This window comes from Lactobacillus sp. PSON (assembly GCF_052615405.1).
The window spans coordinates 175008-192094 of record NZ_JBQXFW010000006.1 but is presented as its reverse complement, the minus strand read 5'-3'; the positions used below and the strand labels follow the sequence as shown (position 1 = coordinate 192094).

13 protein-coding genes are annotated in these 17087 nt (G+C 34.8%); 2 read left to right on the top strand and 11 right to left on the bottom strand.

Annotated features, from left to right (window positions below):
- Nucleotides 1-31: 31 nt before the first annotated feature.
- Nucleotides 32-538: a Cys-tRNA(Pro) deacylase gene (gene ybaK / locus ACTHPI_RS06610; RefSeq protein WP_445353377.1), complete on the top strand. Its 507-nt coding sequence runs from the start codon at nucleotides 32-34 to the stop codon at nucleotides 536-538.
- A gap of 211 nt (nucleotides 539-749) precedes the next feature.
- On the opposite strand, the gene ACTHPI_RS06605 is transcribed toward ybaK, so the two are convergent.
- Complete coding sequence (locus ACTHPI_RS06605; RefSeq protein ID WP_445353376.1) at nucleotides 750-2105, bottom strand: threonine/serine ThrE exporter family protein; 1356 nt, start codon at nucleotides 2103-2105, stop codon at nucleotides 750-752.
- 167 nt (nucleotides 2106-2272) lie between these two features.
- Here ACTHPI_RS06605 and ACTHPI_RS06600 point away from each other — a divergent pair, with 167 nt between their 5' ends.
- Entirely contained in the window at nucleotides 2273-3217 is a 945-nt protein-coding gene (locus ACTHPI_RS06600; RefSeq protein WP_445353375.1) for a sugar-binding transcriptional regulator, read from the top strand.
- 122 nt (nucleotides 3218-3339) lie between these two features.
- On the opposite strand, the gene ACTHPI_RS06595 is transcribed toward ACTHPI_RS06600, so the two are convergent.
- The 10 genes from ACTHPI_RS06595 to ACTHPI_RS06550 form a co-directional block, all read right to left on the bottom strand.
- The gene (locus ACTHPI_RS06595; RefSeq protein ID WP_445353374.1) at nucleotides 3340-7926 is read right to left on the bottom strand and encodes a Rib/alpha-like domain-containing protein; all 4587 of its coding nucleotides are present in this window, start codon (nucleotides 7924-7926) and stop codon (nucleotides 3340-3342) included.
- 346 nt (nucleotides 7927-8272) lie between these two features.
- Nucleotides 8273-8827: a citrate lyase holo-[acyl-carrier protein] synthase gene (citX, locus tag ACTHPI_RS06590; RefSeq protein ID WP_445353373.1), complete on the bottom strand. Its 555-nt coding sequence runs from the start codon at nucleotides 8825-8827 to the stop codon at nucleotides 8273-8275.
- A 70-nt stretch (nucleotides 8828-8897) separates the two neighbouring features.
- Nucleotides 8898-10439, bottom strand: coding sequence for a citrate lyase subunit alpha (citF, locus tag ACTHPI_RS06585; protein ID WP_445353372.1), 1542 nt, complete (start codon nucleotides 10437-10439; stop codon nucleotides 8898-8900).
- On the bottom strand, nucleotides 10429-11343 hold the full coding sequence (locus ACTHPI_RS06580; RefSeq protein WP_445353371.1) for an aldolase/citrate lyase family protein: 915 nt from the start codon (nucleotides 11341-11343) through the stop codon (nucleotides 10429-10431). Before ACTHPI_RS06580 ends, citF begins: the two co-directional genes overlap by 11 nt.
- Nucleotides 11343-11636, bottom strand: coding sequence for a citrate lyase acyl carrier protein (gene citD / locus ACTHPI_RS06575; protein WP_445353370.1), 294 nt, complete (start codon nucleotides 11634-11636; stop codon nucleotides 11343-11345). Before citD ends, ACTHPI_RS06580 begins: the two co-directional genes overlap by 1 nt.
- Nucleotides 11626-12681 carry a [citrate (pro-3S)-lyase] ligase gene (gene citC, locus ACTHPI_RS06570; RefSeq protein ID WP_445353369.1) on the bottom strand — a complete coding sequence of 352 codons (1056 nt, stop codon included), beginning with the start codon at nucleotides 12679-12681 and terminating at the stop codon, nucleotides 11626-11628. Before citC ends, citD begins: the two co-directional genes overlap by 11 nt.
- Before the next feature lie 192 nt (nucleotides 12682-12873).
- A complete protein-coding gene (locus tag ACTHPI_RS06565) occupies nucleotides 12874-13665 on the bottom strand; it encodes an alpha/beta fold hydrolase (RefSeq protein ID WP_445353368.1) in 792 nt (263 codons plus the stop codon).
- Between the two features lie 115 nt (nucleotides 13666-13780).
- Complete coding sequence (locus tag ACTHPI_RS06560) at nucleotides 13781-15250, bottom strand: DASS family sodium-coupled anion symporter (RefSeq protein WP_445353367.1); 1470 nt, start codon at nucleotides 15248-15250, stop codon at nucleotides 13781-13783.
- 19 nt (nucleotides 15251-15269) lie between these two features.
- Complete coding sequence (locus tag ACTHPI_RS06555; protein WP_445353366.1) at nucleotides 15270-15968, bottom strand: RraA family protein; 699 nt, start codon at nucleotides 15966-15968, stop codon at nucleotides 15270-15272.
- 12 nt (nucleotides 15969-15980) lie between these two features.
- The gene (locus ACTHPI_RS06550) at nucleotides 15981-16910 is read right to left on the bottom strand and encodes an L-lactate dehydrogenase (RefSeq protein WP_445353458.1); all 930 of its coding nucleotides are present in this window, start codon (nucleotides 16908-16910) and stop codon (nucleotides 15981-15983) included.
- Between the last annotated feature and the right edge of the window lie 177 nt (nucleotides 16911-17087).

Sequence of the window (17087 nt, the reverse complement as noted above, 5' to 3'; positions counted from 1 at the left end):
TTTCAATGTTATCATGTAAACGGTGATTAATATGTCAAAGAAGAAAAAGAAAAACAAACTCGAAAAAACGTTAGTTGAAAAAATTCTTGATCAACATAAGATCAAATACCGTCAAGCATCATTTGCAACTCGCGAAGATAAAGGCGGTGTAGCGCAAATGGACACTTCCATTTTAAATGAAAATGAGCATTTGGTCTACAAAACCTTAGCCGTTGAAGGAAATAAAACCGGTCCTTTAGTCGGTGTAGTTCCAGTAACAGAACACTTAAGCATGAAAAAATTAGCTAAAATTTCTGGTAATAAAAAGTGCGAAATGATTCCACTAAAAAAATTAGAAAAAACAACTGGTTATGTTCATGGAGCTAACACACCAATTGGAATTCATTTTACTCATCATTACTCTATTTACCTTGATAACAGTATGAAAGACCAAGAAGAAGTTGGAGTTTCAAGTGGTAAAGTCGGACGCAGTGTATTTCTTAATCCAATGGATTTACAAAAAGTTACAGAGGCAACTTTTGGAGATCTTTTAGAATAGGTAATCGCTTTCATATCATCTCATTTTGTGTTATACTATTTTTGTGCCACATATAGACTTATAGAAGAAGATGATATAGATGAATATTATGTTAGGCATTGTTGGCTTTGGGGTCGCAATTGCTGCTGTTTTACTCATCATGAGTACAGCATTTTATTAAATAGCATATTTTTAAATAAAAAAGAGAGCAATTAAGTTGCTCTCTTTTTTATTACCAATCAACATGGCGCCATTTTTTATCAGTAATAATTCTTGCTGTTAAAAGTCCTAAAGGCAATGCTGCCACAATCATCAACGCTTCTACAATCCAATACGCTCCAATATTAATATTTGTCATTCCAAAGTTAAACATTGCTTTATACATATATAGTCCCGGCACCATAATTACAATAGATGGAACTGTTAAGGCAATTCTAGGAAAACCAACCTTGTTTCTTACAATACTTGCCAAAAGACCAGCAAGTGTCGCACCAATAAAGGCAGCTAAAGCTGCTGGAATATGATCAAAATCTACCAAACTAAGTCTCAAAGTATTAGCAATTGCTCCGCTTACAGCTGCTGTTGCTGCCATTTCAGGGCGAGAATTGAACATAATTGAAAAGCCAAAAACACCACAAAAACTTGCAATAAACCGTAACACCGTTAAAACAATTGGATTAAGTTGTAGTTTGGGCATTGTACCTGGATGAATCTGTAAAATCATCGCTACTGCCCATCCAGTCATAGTAGCAATTAAAATAATTAAAGCAGCATAAGTCATTCTCTCTAGTCCTGACCTCATATCTAGTTTTGACATGTCCAATCCTGAGGTAATGAAAGGAAAACCAGGAATTACGAATAACATTGCTCCAATATAACCATAGATATGGTGATAATCTATATTTGTTAACTTTTGCAAAAGCATAAATATGGCAAAATATACTGCACAAGCAACTGCTACACCTGCTGCAATCTTTGCAACCAAAGTGATTTTATGTTTTCCCATTTCTCCTCGAACATAATTACCCACTCCGGCTCCAAAGAAAGCACAAATGACTTCAGGAAGACTTCCGCCTAATAAAAAAATAAACCCAGCACACGCAAGCCCGGAAGCAAGTCCAGTAATCCAAGTTGGATATGATGCAGTAAAACCTTCAATTTCATTTAGTCGGGTTTTAATTTGCCCTAAAGTCCAATGACCATGTCCTTTTTCAAATTGCCGTACAAACTTCTCCATTGCATTTAACTTAGTCATATTAACACCAGTTGATGGAATGGATAAAGTTTGAGAATATGATTCATTATTTAGTCCAAAACAAGTATATTCAATTGAGACTAAGCCAATATCAGCAGAACAAGTAATACCAAGTGTTCTAGCAATTGTATCCATCGAATCTCGAACTCTCCATGCTCCCGTACCACAACTTAAAAGCATGATTCCAATTCTACCAACTAAGGATCCTTTTTCAACAATGGTTGCATTACGAGCAAGTGTATTATCATCACTTTTAAAAAAATCATCCCACTGAATTTTCATATGGTGATGATGTGACAAATGATGTGTATATCCATGTTCATCTTCAGTCATTTTATATTTCCTCTTCTAACATAAATTTTCACCAACTTTAATATTCTACCACAAATTCAATTTTTGCATTTTTCAAAAATAAGTCTATTTATTAAAATAATTCAAATAATTAAGTATATAATAATAGGTGAAGTGAATTCTATTAATTAAGGAAGGTAAGGTATACAATGACACAACTTACAGATGACATTCTAGCAGGGATTGCCCATGATTATTATTTAAGTAAATTAAATATTGCTGATATTTCACAAAAATACAATCTTTCACGCTATTTAGTATCCAAAGCTCTAGATGATGCACAAAAACACGGCATTGTACAAATCAGTATTCAACAACAAACAAAACGAGATTCAGAACTTGAACGTAAATTTCAAAACAAATTTCACCTTAAAGAAGTATTTATTTTAAAAGATCAAGATACTACTAATCAAGATAATGAAGCTATCGTAAAATTCGCTGCACAACAAATTCAAAATTACGCTAAAAGTGCTCACAATATTGGAATGAGCTGGGGAACTTTAATGATGGATATTATTCGATTTTTTAAAGAAGAGGAGCGAAAAGATTTAAATTTTATTCAACTTTCTGGACAAACATTCAATTCTAGTCCTCGAAAAAAGCAACTAACTCAAGAAGCTGCTACAAAATTTAATGCAAAAGCTTATACTTTACCTGCTCCTTTATATGTAAAAAATCCACAATTAATTAAAGATATTCAACAAGAGCCTTTTTATCAAAATTTGATTAATTACTATCAAAATCTTGACTTAACTTTTGCTGGACTAGGAACATTTCAATCAATTCAAGTAAATCAATTTTTTATGAAAAATTATGCTCCTATTTTATTTAAGGATATTGATGTGAATAAAATAGCTGGATTAGTTTTTGGTCATGCTTATGACATAGAAGGTAACTTTTTTACTCAACTTGACAATAATATTTGTTCAATTTCAATAAAAGATTTACAAAATACTCCTAATCGCTTTGTAATTGTGAAGAACCGTTTTAAAACAAACGCTTTATTAGGAGCTCTTAGAAGCGGGATTTTTACTCACTTAGTTACAAGCGAAGGAATTGCGGAACGAGTTTGGCAAAAAGCCAACGAAAATTAACTTAATTATTTTTTTGGACACAAAAAAGCCAGTTCATATCGAACTGACTTTTTTAGGTTTATTGACTAGAAAGTTATTGAATTAATTTTCTTTTATTGTTCAAGAAAGATGTTATTCAACAATTACTTGTCTTCTTTACGCTTGCGATCTGCAGCAAGACCTAACATAGTACCAGCAGCAGCTACAGCTAAGCCAACTGAAGCAGCAACACTTGCATCTTTAGAACCTGTTTGTGGTAAAGTCTTAGCACTAGTCTTATTGCCTGAAACAGCAGTTGCAACTAATTGACCATTCTTACCAATTTCATAAGTGTAAGTCTTGCCACCCATAGTCTTAGTAATCTTAACGATTTCACCGTTAGGACCAACTGTTACTTGATAGCCATGACTTCTAAGCCATGCAATAGTTTGTGGAGTGTTACCCTTAAGCCAACCAGGAAGTACAGTTGACTTTGGAGTATTATTATAGTTATAACCAGCTTCTGCTCTTGGAGAGTTGTTGTAGTTGTAGCCAACTTCACTAACTTTAGCATGAGTCTTGCCTGACATTGTAGCAGATGACTTCTTTTCTGCAGATGGTTCTTCGTGCTTTTCAGTCTTTTCAGACTTTTCACTTTCGTGCTTCTTTTCATCACGAGTGTAAGTTACTGTAGCAGTCATGTCATCTGAATCAGCAGTTACTTCTACTTCATCAACATTTCCGTCAACGTTTGCAGTGTAACCATCAATTTCTGGAACATCAACACTATCAAATGTCTTTTCAGCTGGAGTCCAGTTACCGTATGAAACTACTTCACCAGTAGCAACATTAATAGTCTTGTTTCTAGTAAAGTTTGCAGTTTGAGTAATTGTTTGAGTCTTTTCACCAGGCTTCTTAATAGTAATAACTCTAGTTACAGTCTTAAACAAGTCTTTTTGAGCTGGGTCATTAATATCAGTAGGTTCAATTACCTTAGTTTGAGGAGTAGTATTATTAGTATCTGTTGGGGTAGTTGGAGTCTCTGGTTCTGGGTTTACTGGTTGATCAGGATTTACTGGCTTGTTTTCATCCTTAACAATAACAGTAGTTGGAACTTCATCCTTTGAACCATCTGGGTAAGTTACAATAACAGTTGCTGGTTGAGTACCAACCTTTGAAGTATCTGGAGTTGTCTTCCAAGTGTAATCAGTACCCTTTGGCATATCTGAGGTATTCTTGATACCATCAATTGCCTTGGCAACAGCGCCCTTATCAACAGTTACTGGTTGAGCAACTGGTTCATACTTTTCAGCATCAGTCTTTTCAGCTGGCTTAGTAGAATCAGTTACAATAACCTTAATTGAAACGTCATTTCTTGACTTATCTGGGTAAGTTACAATAACGATTGCTGGTTGAGTACCAACCTTTGAAGTATCTGGAGTTGTCTTCCAAGTGTATTGAGTACCCTTTGGCATATCTGCAGTGTTCTTGATACCGTCAATTGCCTTTACAGGTTCACCCTTCTTTACATGAATGTCTTGACCAACTGGAACATATTGTTCAGCATCTGACTTCTTATCAGTAGTACCAGTTACAAATACGTTAACTGGAACATCCTTAGTTGACTTGTCTGGGAAGGTTACAACAATTGTAGCAATTTGAGAACCTACAATTGAAGTATCTGGAGCTTCTTTCCAAGTATATTCAGTACCCTTTGGCATATCTGCAGTGTTCTTGATACCGTCAATTGCCTTTGCAGGTTGATATTGCTTTACATGGATATCTTGACCAACTGGAGTATATTCTTCAGCTAAGCTTCTTACGATAACTTTAACTGCAACTACACTGCTTGACTTATCATCATAAGTTACAACAACCTTACCATCAAAGGTACCTGGCTTAGCAGTACTTGGAGTAGCATCTTTATCCCAAGAATAAGTTGGGTTGCCGCCTAATTCTGACTTATTTGTAATAGCATTAGCAGCATCTTCTGGTGTCAAAGTAGCATTTTCATTAACAGTGATAGTACCACCCTTTGGGTTATACTTATCAGCATCTTTAATCAACTTACTACCCAAGGCGATCTTAGAACCACCCCACCAGTTGAAGTAGTTGTTAAAGTCATAAGGTGTTGACATGCCAGAATTGCCATCAACTGATGCAACTTGAGGTGCAAAGCTTACACTAGCATCAGCTTCGCCAAATGAAATACCTTTTGAAGATGAAGATGGAGCTACTGAAGTTAGAGCATTCTTATTGTTAAAGTTGCAAGACCAGTTCCCCCACTTGTTTACAGTGTTAATACTTGTAACATCCCAGTGATAATGGTTAGCAGTAGATACATTACCATTAGTATACTTAACGCCTGCTATTGAATCATAATCAAGTGGAATTGGAGTACCATTATTTGAAGTAATAGAAATTTCATTCTTACCACCTTCGAGACGGAAGAACATACCCTTTTGATAGCCAGTTCTTTCCATCTTGAATAATTGTGGGTTAGTAATTTGTACATAGTTGTTTGAAGCAAGGGCATACATTGCAATCATACCAATTGGAAAGACATTTTGTCTACTACCTAGATATTGAGAATATTTAACAGTATCATGCGGTGTACCAGTATTACTATCCATTTGCAAAGCATCTTCAAGGTCTAATGTACCATTGTTCATTGTCAAGTACATGTTGAATGGGTTACCACCGTTAGAACCATAAACAATTAATGGACTGTTAGCTTGCTTAGAAGTACCATCAACTTTACGGATAATAGTTAAGTTAGATCCACCTTCAATATCAATAGTAGCGTGAGTATTGTTAGTTACAAAGTCTGACTTGTCTGGGGTACCTGTTTGTGGATTCCAACCTACAACGATAGGACCTGAGTGGTCACCAGCACCATCGGCTTGAATACCATTATTTGCATTACCATTGTTATCTTGGTAAGTAGTGATGTTAATGCTTGCCTTTGGCTTCAAAATAATGTTATCAGCTCTGAATACAGCGTTTGAAACACCGTGACCCATGTTAAATGTAGCTTTAGCACCTTCCTTTAAACCTAAAGTATGGTTATCAGCACTAAAGAAGATACCACGGGTATCACGTGAACCAGTTGAGTTAATAGTGTAACTACCCTTTGAACCAATAATTACATCAGCCATATTGTTAGGATTACCTTGAACAGCAATACCTGCAATTACACCACTTGAACCTGCAGGAGCAGATTCATTAATAGTTAAATCACCATCAATATTTGCACCATAGTTGTAAAGGTTAATTGATGCTCTGCCATGTGGGAAGTCGTAACTGTTAAAGCCACCTTGATCAGTTGGAGTTGGAAGGTTCATTGCTTGAACATCAGTGTTAATGACAACCTTAGCACCTTCTTGAATATCAAGTGTACCTCTTGTGAACAAGTTAGTAATATATTCGTTTTTAGCATTTGAACCAGATAATTCAACATCTGCTCCAGTCTTAAATACTACATTACGACCAGCTCTAATGTTAGTAACTGGGTTTGTAAGGCTACCATCAGTACCCTTAGCAGTTAACTTAACATTCTTACCACTAACAATGACATCACCACTTGCATAAATGTCACCTTGTTGGTAAGGAGTTGAAGTAGTATTCAAAGTAACATTATCACCAACATTTACGTTATTAGCAGTAATGTTAGGGTCAGTTGAATTACCTACAGGTGATGAAGTAGTATTACTAATATTTACATTAGCTTTAGGTGCGTAAAGTAATACACCGTTACCACCATTAGTTACATTTTCAAAGTTTACTGTACCAGTAACATTATCGCCAAAGCTAATTGGGCTGTAACCTTGTTGATTACTTGAAGCAATGTTAATATCTTTATAAGTAATGTCCCATTGTTGGTTGTTGTTTTCAGTACCTTGACCTAACCAAATATAGTTACTACCAGCATCCCAACTTGCATTCTTACCACTACCGTTGTCACCTGAAATAGTAACTTGACGAGCGGTTCCATTATTTAAGTTGAAATAATTGCTGTTATTACTTATAATATCATTATCAAGAACAATATTAGTAACTTGAGTGTTATTCAAAGCAGCTTGTAAATCATTTTCAGTCTTAACGTGAGTAGCTTGAACTTCTGAAGATGATTGAGCAGCAGTTTGAGTAGCAGGTTTTTGTGCTAATGATTGTGATTGTTGAGCAACTTTATCTTTTTGAGTTAAAGCAGCAGCTTTTTGTGTTGGTTGTTGAGTAACTGCTTTCTCAGATTGTGAAGTTGCTTTTTGCGTTGGTTGTTGAGTAGCTTGTTGGTTAGCATTTACGGCTTGTTGTGCAGGTTGCTTTGCAGCTTGTTGTGTAGTAGTTGCTGCTTTTTGTGTTGGTTGTTTAGCAGCTTGGTTAGTACTTACAGCTTGTTGTGCAGGTTGCTTTGCAGCTTGTTGTGTAGCGGTTGCTGCTTTTTGTGTTGGTTGTTTAGCAGCTTGGTTAGTATTTGCAGCCTTTTGTGTTGGTTGACCTGTAACGACAACTTTGTTGCCATCTACTTTAACGTCAGCTTTAGAATCAGTCTTAGCTGTATTATTTTCGGTTTGTGCTACTTGGGATTTACTTAAAGTATCAGCATGAACTGATTGTCCTTCCATCCCAAAGAAAGTTAATCCAATTAATACAGATGCAGCTCCGATAGTAAACTTACGGATTGAGAAGCGTTGCTTTTGAGGCTCCATTTTTTCAATCTTTTGTTTCATAGCGTTTTTCTTCGAAAACATATAAACATACCTCCTAATTAATAAAGCCATATATAGAATGCTTGTTTGGAAGCCTTGATATATCTGGTGTTCTCTCATCGAACACTTATACAGTAACACGATTTGGAAGCGATTTAAAATAAAACAACTCATTAATTCCAATTTATTTCAAGATTATTTGTAAATATAAATAATATAAAACTATATTATAATAATATTAAGCTCCTCTAACTGTGCAACATTCACAACAAATAAAAATATATTATCATAGTTTTTAAGACGATACTAATTCGTAAAAAAATCTCGGAATTTCACTTCCGAGATTAGAGAATTTATCAAAAAACAAATTTTTCAAAATAAAATTTGTTTACTTTTTTGTTTGATTTTTAAAATTTTTTCTATAAATTTGAAATATATAATTTTGTAGTTCTTCAATGGAATGTCTTCGTGAACGAGCACATTCTTTAGCCGGATGTGAACAAATAAAACATTTTCTAGCAGGTAATCCAAGATCTTTTCTTGAAATTGCCTGTTTTTTACTTTTTATTAAAACATCTGCATCGAATAATCGTCCTAATTCTGACTTATCTTCAAATTTTACGGAATACTTTTTTACATAATTTATTTTATTATCTACTATATAAAAATTTTCACATCCAGTATCGTAATTCCAACTTACAACTAACTTGTAACTCAAATTATTTTTTAAAAATATACCTTCTAATTCATCAATGCCTTTTTTAAACATCATTTCTAGATATTGATTATTTTTAATAGGTCCTGGTATGTTCATCTTTACATCAACTAAAACCCTATCTGGATACTTCTTAAAAATAGTCTCCTGCATTTTTACTCTTCTATCTTTTTCACCAAGGACTTCTGCTATTCCCTGATATTTTCCTTCGTCAAATATTGTCTTCATTGTTTATCCCTTACAAAAAATGTGTCCTGCTTCTAAAAAAGCAGAACACATTTTTATTTATCAAAATTTATTAATCTTTAACTTGCTTAACCGTATCAATGATTGTACCATCACGATACTCAATCAAAGCAACTGTTCTATCAGTATATTCAAGCGGTTTAGGAACACCTACTTGCTTTTCTGCCATTTGCTGTAATTCATTAATATCAAGAATCTTAAGACCTGGAACTTTACTTAAAGCTTCTTTTAAGTCTTTTCTAGCAGGATTAATCGCAATTCCACGTTCTGTAACTAAAACATCAATTGATGAACCTGGAGTGACCACTGTTTCAACACTTGGAACAACAGTTGCATTTCGTCCGCGAACTAGTGGTGCTGTAATAATTGTCATTTTAGCGCCTGCTGCAGCATCTTGGTGACCACCAATTGCTCCACGAATAACACCATCAGACCCCGTCATAACGTTAACATTGAAGTCAGTATCAATTTGAAGGGCAGATAAGATTGCCACATCAAGATTATTAACAACTGCACCTTTATTATGTGGATCAGCATACCAAGAAGCATCAATTTCTTGTTGATTCTTATTTTTAGCCATAGATTCTGCAGCACCCTTATCAAAGTCCTGCACGTCCATTACCTTATTTACTAATCCTTCTTCAAGCAAATCAGTAGTTGGCTTAGTAATTCCACCTAAAGCAAATGAAGCTGTAATTCCATCATCAATCATAGATTGACGCAAATAACGCGTAACTGCTAAAGCAGCACCACCAGAGCCTGTTTGGAAGCTAAACCCTTCTTTGTAATATGGTGAATTAACAATTACTTTGTTAACCATTTGAGCAATCATTAATTCCTTAGGATCTTTAGTAAAACGAGTAGCACCTGAGCCGATTTTATCAGGATCACCAATTTTATCGACTTTAACAACATAATCAACTTGATCTTGTTTGATAGAAGCAGGAGTATTTGGATAATCAACAATATTATCAGTTAACAAAACAACCTTATTTGCATAAGCTGCATCCATCAAAGCATAGCCAAGTGAGCCAAATACAGCATCCCCTTCTTGACCATTTGCATTACCTGTTCGATCTGCATTAGGCACACCTAAAAAAGCAATATCAATCTTGATTTCGCCTTCTTCAATCGAACGAGCACGATTACCATGAGAACGGAAAATTACTGGATTTTTAAGACCACCATGTGATACAAAGTCACCTAAACTACCACGCATTCCTGAAGAGGTGATATTAGTAATTACACCCTTTTTAATTGCTTCGATGATTTTATCATTCATTACTCCAGTAAGAGAAGATGGAGCAAGAGTTAAATCCTTATATCCCATCTTAATGATTAAATCCATTACCTTGTTAAAAGCAAAATCACCATTTCTAAAATGATGGTGAAAAGAAATAGTCATCCCATCTTTTAAATTATTTTTAATTACTTCTTCAAGCGAATCAACGATCTTGTCTTGTCCGCTAGTAACTCGAACTTTAGGAGCTACTCTTTGAATTTCTGGATGTCCAATTTCGGTAGTTTCAAAAGGCTTTAAATTCATTTCTGACATAATTTCATCTGGTAAGTTGCGATTTACTTTATTCTCCAATGTAGTTACCTTCTTCATCAATCAAATTTGAAGCTTTTGCAGTTTCAAGAACACGGGTAGCTTTTTCTACAACTGGCTTATCAATCATCTTGCCATTCATTGAAATCACACCACTACCTTTTGCCTTTGCTTCTTTAATGGCATTTTCAACATTCTTAGCTTCTTCAATTTCTTCTTTAGTTGGATTAAAGACCTTATTAACCATCGGAATTTGACGTGGATTAACTAAACTCTTACCATCATATCCTAATTCATGAATATAATTAGTTTCACGATAAAAGCCTTCAGTATCTTTCATATTACTAAATACTGTATCAAAAGCATAAACATCTGCAGCACGAGCAGCTTGCAGAACCATATTACGAGCAAATTCAAGTTCACGTCCATCTGGATAACGGTGAGTATGCATGTCAGCAGTATAGTCTTCTCCACTGACTGCTAGCCCCATCATAAGCGGAGTTGAAGTAGCAATTTCTGGTGAATTAAGTACACCTTTGGCACTTTCTATAGCAGCCATTACACCAATCGAATCCTTTTCAATTCCATATTCTTCTTCAGCTTTTTCCATATCTTTAATTAATTTATGAATCATTGCTGCAGATTCAGTTTTAGGTAAACGAATAACATCAACGCCGGCCTTAACCATCGCCTTAACATCTTCATCATAAAATGGAGTATCTTGACCATTGATTCTAACAACAATTTCACTATTTCCAAAATCAACTGTTTTTATTGCTTCATAAACAAGCATTCTAGCAGCGTCTTTTTCAGTTAAAGAAACTGAATCTTCTAAATCCAGCATAATAGAATCAGCACCGTAAATACCAGCATCTTTAATCATAGCTGGATTATTACCTGGTACAAACATCATTGTACGACGTAAGCGATTTTTTACATATGTCATTACAATACCTCCAAATCTGGCTTATCTGAAGTCTCAGTTGCTCTTTGAGCAGCAGCTAATGTACGAGCCTTAATTACACAATCAAGCGCACCTTTATCAGTAGCTTTAACTTTCACATTATCTAAACCATACTTTTGTAAAGTTTCAGTAATGACTCTTTCAATTTCATCGCCATATGCCTTTTTTACTTCTGATTCTAGGTCAATTTCAATGCCGTTATTACCCTTGGAGATCATAATTTGAATATCTGAACTTTCAAGAGTACCAGCAACACCAGTAGTCTTAATTTCCATCGATATTTATTCCTTTCTTAATTCTGTCCTGTAATTTTTCAAGATTTTCTTTAATAAATTCAAGTGTAGTTGCTGGTACAAGTTTTTCTATACCAGCAAGGTCCCCTGTCTTTATAAGTTGTCGTACTTCAGTTGCAGTAATCACATGTCCATTTACTTCTAAACGAGGAATCGTTATTACTTCAATATCAGGAGCTAATTCATGAGCTAAAGAAACATTATAATAATGAGTAGTTAAGGATAATGGTTCTTTACCTAAATAGCGACGCGAAATATTAAGTGGTGGTGCAATTACATTTTTAAAAACTTTAGCATCAATTGCTGTCTGAACCTCTATAAGGTCTTCTGGGCTCTTTAAAAAGTAAGCTGGAAAAGTAGCCTTGGACACCATATAATCGTCTCCACTAACAACTTTAACGTTATTAAGGTCCTTTACTCCATCTTTTACAAGCTTCATTCTTTCATCTGCAGTAAAAAGTGACGCATCAGTAGCTACTACAAATACGTATACTAAATCATTGTCTTGACTTGCAAGTTCCACTAAGTGACGATGCCCTTTAGTAAAAGGATTAGCATTCATTACAATAGCACCGATTTTTTTATTTTCTTGATTTTCAATTTTTGGAATACCTTCAACATAATCTTTAACATCTGGTGTTCCGCTTTCAAGAAAGGCTGCTTGCTTAGTTTTAGCTAATTCTGTAAAACCTAAGTGCTGGAAACTATCAGAGTATTTTGCCTTTGTAAAAACAAAAAAGTGAAAAACTTTTTCATTAAATAAATATTGCTGTAAAGCCGTCACAATCTTATTAAATCTTGCTCCAGGCTGTGAATCTTGATTACAAACAGCAACATACTTCAATATATTACCGCTTACACTACCAGTTCCAACAAGCTGTCCCTCTTCATCTACTAAACCAATAGTATGATCAATCGCATCTACTTCTCGAGGACTGAAGTTATGTAAATCAAGCTTTTCTAAAAATGCTTCCCACTTCTTGCGTGTAGCAGGTACATTTAAGTACAGATCTACAACTTTATCCATATTGTGCACCTCTTAACTAAAGTTTGTGCAGTTAAAATAATTATTCGACATTTATAGTCTACTCTTATTTTTAATATTTTTCAATTTATAACTAGAATTTTTAAATATTTAAAAAATGAAAATGATTACAAAATTACTTAATTTAAGAAAAAAAGAAGATGTTTGTGTTATTTTTCACATCTTCTACAATTTTTAACGATTATTATTTTTTAAAAACTCAATAATTGCATCATACATCTTTTCTGGTTGTTCAGCTTGAATCACATGACCACAATCTTTGATGATTTTATAAGAAAATTTATCATTCATTCCTGCTACCACTCTAGCAAAGTCACTGTTAAAATATGGTGAATTTTCTCCAGCTAAAATCAACATCGGCACCTTTAAATCAATTAATAAACTTCGCCAATCTTGACTAGCATGATCACAAAGCAAATCAAAATCATCTTCTGAATTATAAGGATGACTAGCGTACTCTGCTTTTGCTTTAGTCCGCATTTCATTATCAATACGTTTATAAGTAGCTCGTCCCATATCAAGCTTGAGATAATCTGGAAAGTTAGTCCAATCTAAATCTTTAAATCCATAACGCCAAGTTTCATCTTTTACCATTTTTGGAGATTGATCTAAATCAATAATTGCATTAACTCTACGTGAAGTAAATAAGGAAATATTGGCCCAAATAACCGCTGCTCCCATAGAATTTCCAATAAGAATTACCTTATCTAATTTTAAATGATCTAGCAATTCTTCTAAGTCCATTCCTAAACGTGAAATTCGCTGCCCTTTATAAGTTCGCTCTGATAAACCTTGGTTACGAGGATCCATTACAATTACTCGATATTGATTATTAAGCAACTTCACAGCTTCATTCCATAATTCATGAGAAGCACCAATTCCCGGAATACAGATAACCGCTTCTTTATCTTCTTCACCAGTATCTGTGTAACTAATTTTTACACTATCATTTGTTTTAAAAAACATATCAAAACCTCGCTTTTTCTTTTAATTATACTAGTCTTCAGTACTAGAAAAAGAACTTGAGCCACTAAAAACTCAAGTTCTTTTTTATATTAGTTATAACTAAGTGTTTAATTATTTACCAAACACCAATAACTTTCATCCAAAGAGTACCTACTGTACCAAAAACGGCTAAGTAGATAAGTCCTAAAATAAAGTTCATCTTCCACCATTCACTTTGCTTAACATAACCTGTCGTAGCAAGAATCGAAGCAGGACCGTTAGCATAGTGAGTAGTTGAAGCATTAATTGCTCCTGTAAAAGCTAAAAGCATTGCGCTAAGGCCCAGAGGAGCCCCAGTTGCTACAGCAACTGATAGGAATGGTAAATAAAGTGCAGTCATATGAGCAGTACCACTTGCAAAGAAGTAGTGTGTGTAGAACATGAGGAGCACAAGCACTGCCAAAACAATTCCCCAACTAATACCATGGAGACCATTTTGAACTAAATTTGAAAACCATGAAATAAAACCATATGAAATAAGTTTTCCGGCCATAAACATCAAAATTGAAAGCCAAATCAAAATATTCCAAGCGCCTGTCTCTTTCAAAGCATCTTGCATAGTAAGTACTCCAGTAATTAAAAGAAGTACAACGGCTAAGAATGCAACAAAAGTAGCGTTTAATTGTTCAAGCTTGAAGAATCCCGACAAAACCCAAAGTACAATTGACAAGCAAAAAACTGCTGACATGATTTTTTCAGGTTTTGACATTGGTCCCATTTTTTCAAGTTTACTTTCAGCCCACTTTTTAGCATCTGGTGTTTCTTTAATTTCAGGTGGATAAATTTTATAAATAACCAATGGAATAATTAAAGTTAAAACAGCTACTGGAACTACAGCTGTAAAGAACCATCCAGCCCATGTCATTTGATAACCTTTTTGAGCTGCTAATTGCTGTGCAACCATGTTAGGCGCTGCACCGGTAATAAATAATGCAGTTGATAAGATATTGGCATGAAAGGCCATAAAGTCAATATATGCACCTATTTTTTTACGAGAGGGACTATTAGGTTCTGAATGATATCCATCTTCGGAAATTGATTGAACCACTGGCCACACAACTCCTCCAGTACGAGCAGAATTAGATGGAATAAGAGCCCCTAAAATAAGTTCCAATCCAGTAATTGCATACCCAATACCGAGTGATTTCTTACCAAATTTTTCAATCATAAGATAAGCAATTCGATTTCCAAGACCTGTCTTACTAATCCCATGAGCCATTATAAAGGCCATAGCAATCAACCAAGCTGCTGAATTACCAAATGAACTAAGAACCCCCTGATTTACAACTACGCCTTTATTATTAACAATATCTTTCATTGGTGCAAGACCAACTAAAACAGTCACAACTAATCCTGTTAAAGTTGTACCTCCAATTGGAAGTGGCTTAGTAATACAACCAACAATAGTTGCAACAAATATTGCAAACATTTCCCAAGCTTGTGGAGTTAGGCCACTTGGTCGCCAAGGAGTTATTAGCCAAAGAATAATTCCCACAATTAAAGGCCAAATGAAACCTTTATAGTTTACCTTCTCAAGAGTTTTCATATTTTTCTCCCACTCTAATTTACGGGCGATAAATATCGTCAATAATGTCGAATCCCTTATCTTTCAAAGACTTATCAACCCATGAAAGATCAACAGCTCCCTGAGAAAAAGCGACTAATTTTTCATCGTCTTTTTTATGGAAAGCTTGTGCTTTAGGTAAAAGATCAGAAGCATCACGTCGTGGAATGCAAATAACGCCATCGCTATCTCCTAAAATAATGTCTCCTGGATTAACACTTACATTGCCACATGAAATCGGTGTGTTGATTTCACCGGGGCCTTCTTTATAGGGACCTCCTGGAGTGGTGTCACGAGCATAAATTGGCAAATCCCAATTATGAAGATTATCAATATCGCGAATCGGACCATCAATTACTATTCCGGCAATCTTTTTTTGATCGCGTAAATAAGACATCATTACTTCTCCAATTAGTGATCTCGTATTATCTCCTTCATTGCTAATAACAAGCACATCACCTTCATGGCAAAACCTGAGAGCAGCATAAATAGCTAAATTATCTCCTGCTCGATTATGAACAGTAAATGCAGCTCCAGCCATTTCTGCAGTAGGCTTAGACATCAATTTAATGCGCGGATGCATAGCACTATTGCGCTCCATACAATCTGCAACATTGGAGGCAGGCAATTTTTTAAATTCTGCCACAAGTGCAGGATCAGGTAATTCTCTTTGTAAATATATTCTCTTACCTATTGGCATTCGACTTCTCCATTAATCTAAACTTACACCATCTAGAACTTCTTGCATTTTATCTGCTGAATTGAGCATCTTACTCTTTTCACTATCTGATAACTTAGTTTCAATAACGTCACTAATTCCATTACCATCGATAACTGTAGGAGTTCCTAAGTAAAGGTCATGTTTAATACCATATTCGCCATTAATTGGAGCTGATAATGGCAAACAAATGGAACGATTTTCCAATATTGCACTAACGATTTGAGTAAGCATCATTGCAACACCGTAGAAAGTTGCACCTTTATTAGCAATAATCTTGCCACCCTTTTTACGAACATCAGCTTCAATTTCACTCAAAACTTTATCAGTCATTTCTGGATAATCGCGAAGCATCTTACCATTAACAATTGATTCATCAAAGTTTTCAAAACTAGTGTCACCATGTTCACCAAGAACCATTGAATTTACTTTGGCAACTGGAACATTAAGACGCTTAGCAAGTTCAACACGAAGACGAGCTGAGTCAAGAGAAGTACCTGTACCAATTACACGATTCTTAGGAAAACCAGATAATTTTTGAGTTAAAGTAGTCAAAATATCAACGGGGTTTGCACTTACTACAAAAATTCCACTAAATCCTGAATCTACAACTGGCTTTACAATACTCTTCAAAATATTTACATTTTTATTTACAAGGTCAAGACGAGTTTCACCGGGCTTGCGAGGAACACCAGCAGTAATTACAACAATATCAGCATCTTTAGCATCTGAATATTCACCTGGATGGATATTAGTTTCACCCATAAATGGAGTAATATCTTCCAAATCCATTGAATCACCTACTGGGCGTTGCTTTGCAACATCACAGATTACTAATTCATCAAGGTCAACATGTTGCAATAAATCATTTGCAAAAGTTGAACCAACTGCACCATCACCAACAAGTAATACTTTACTCATAATATTTGTCCTTTCAAAAATAACTTGTTCTACTTTACACAAGTTATTATACACTAAGCGCTTTCACTTTTTCAATATTTAAAAAATATTTTGTTTTTTTGTAAAATTAAAACAATTTAAACCAATAATAATATTTCTTAATTTGTGAATTTTTAGCAAAAAGAAAAAGCTATGCACTGA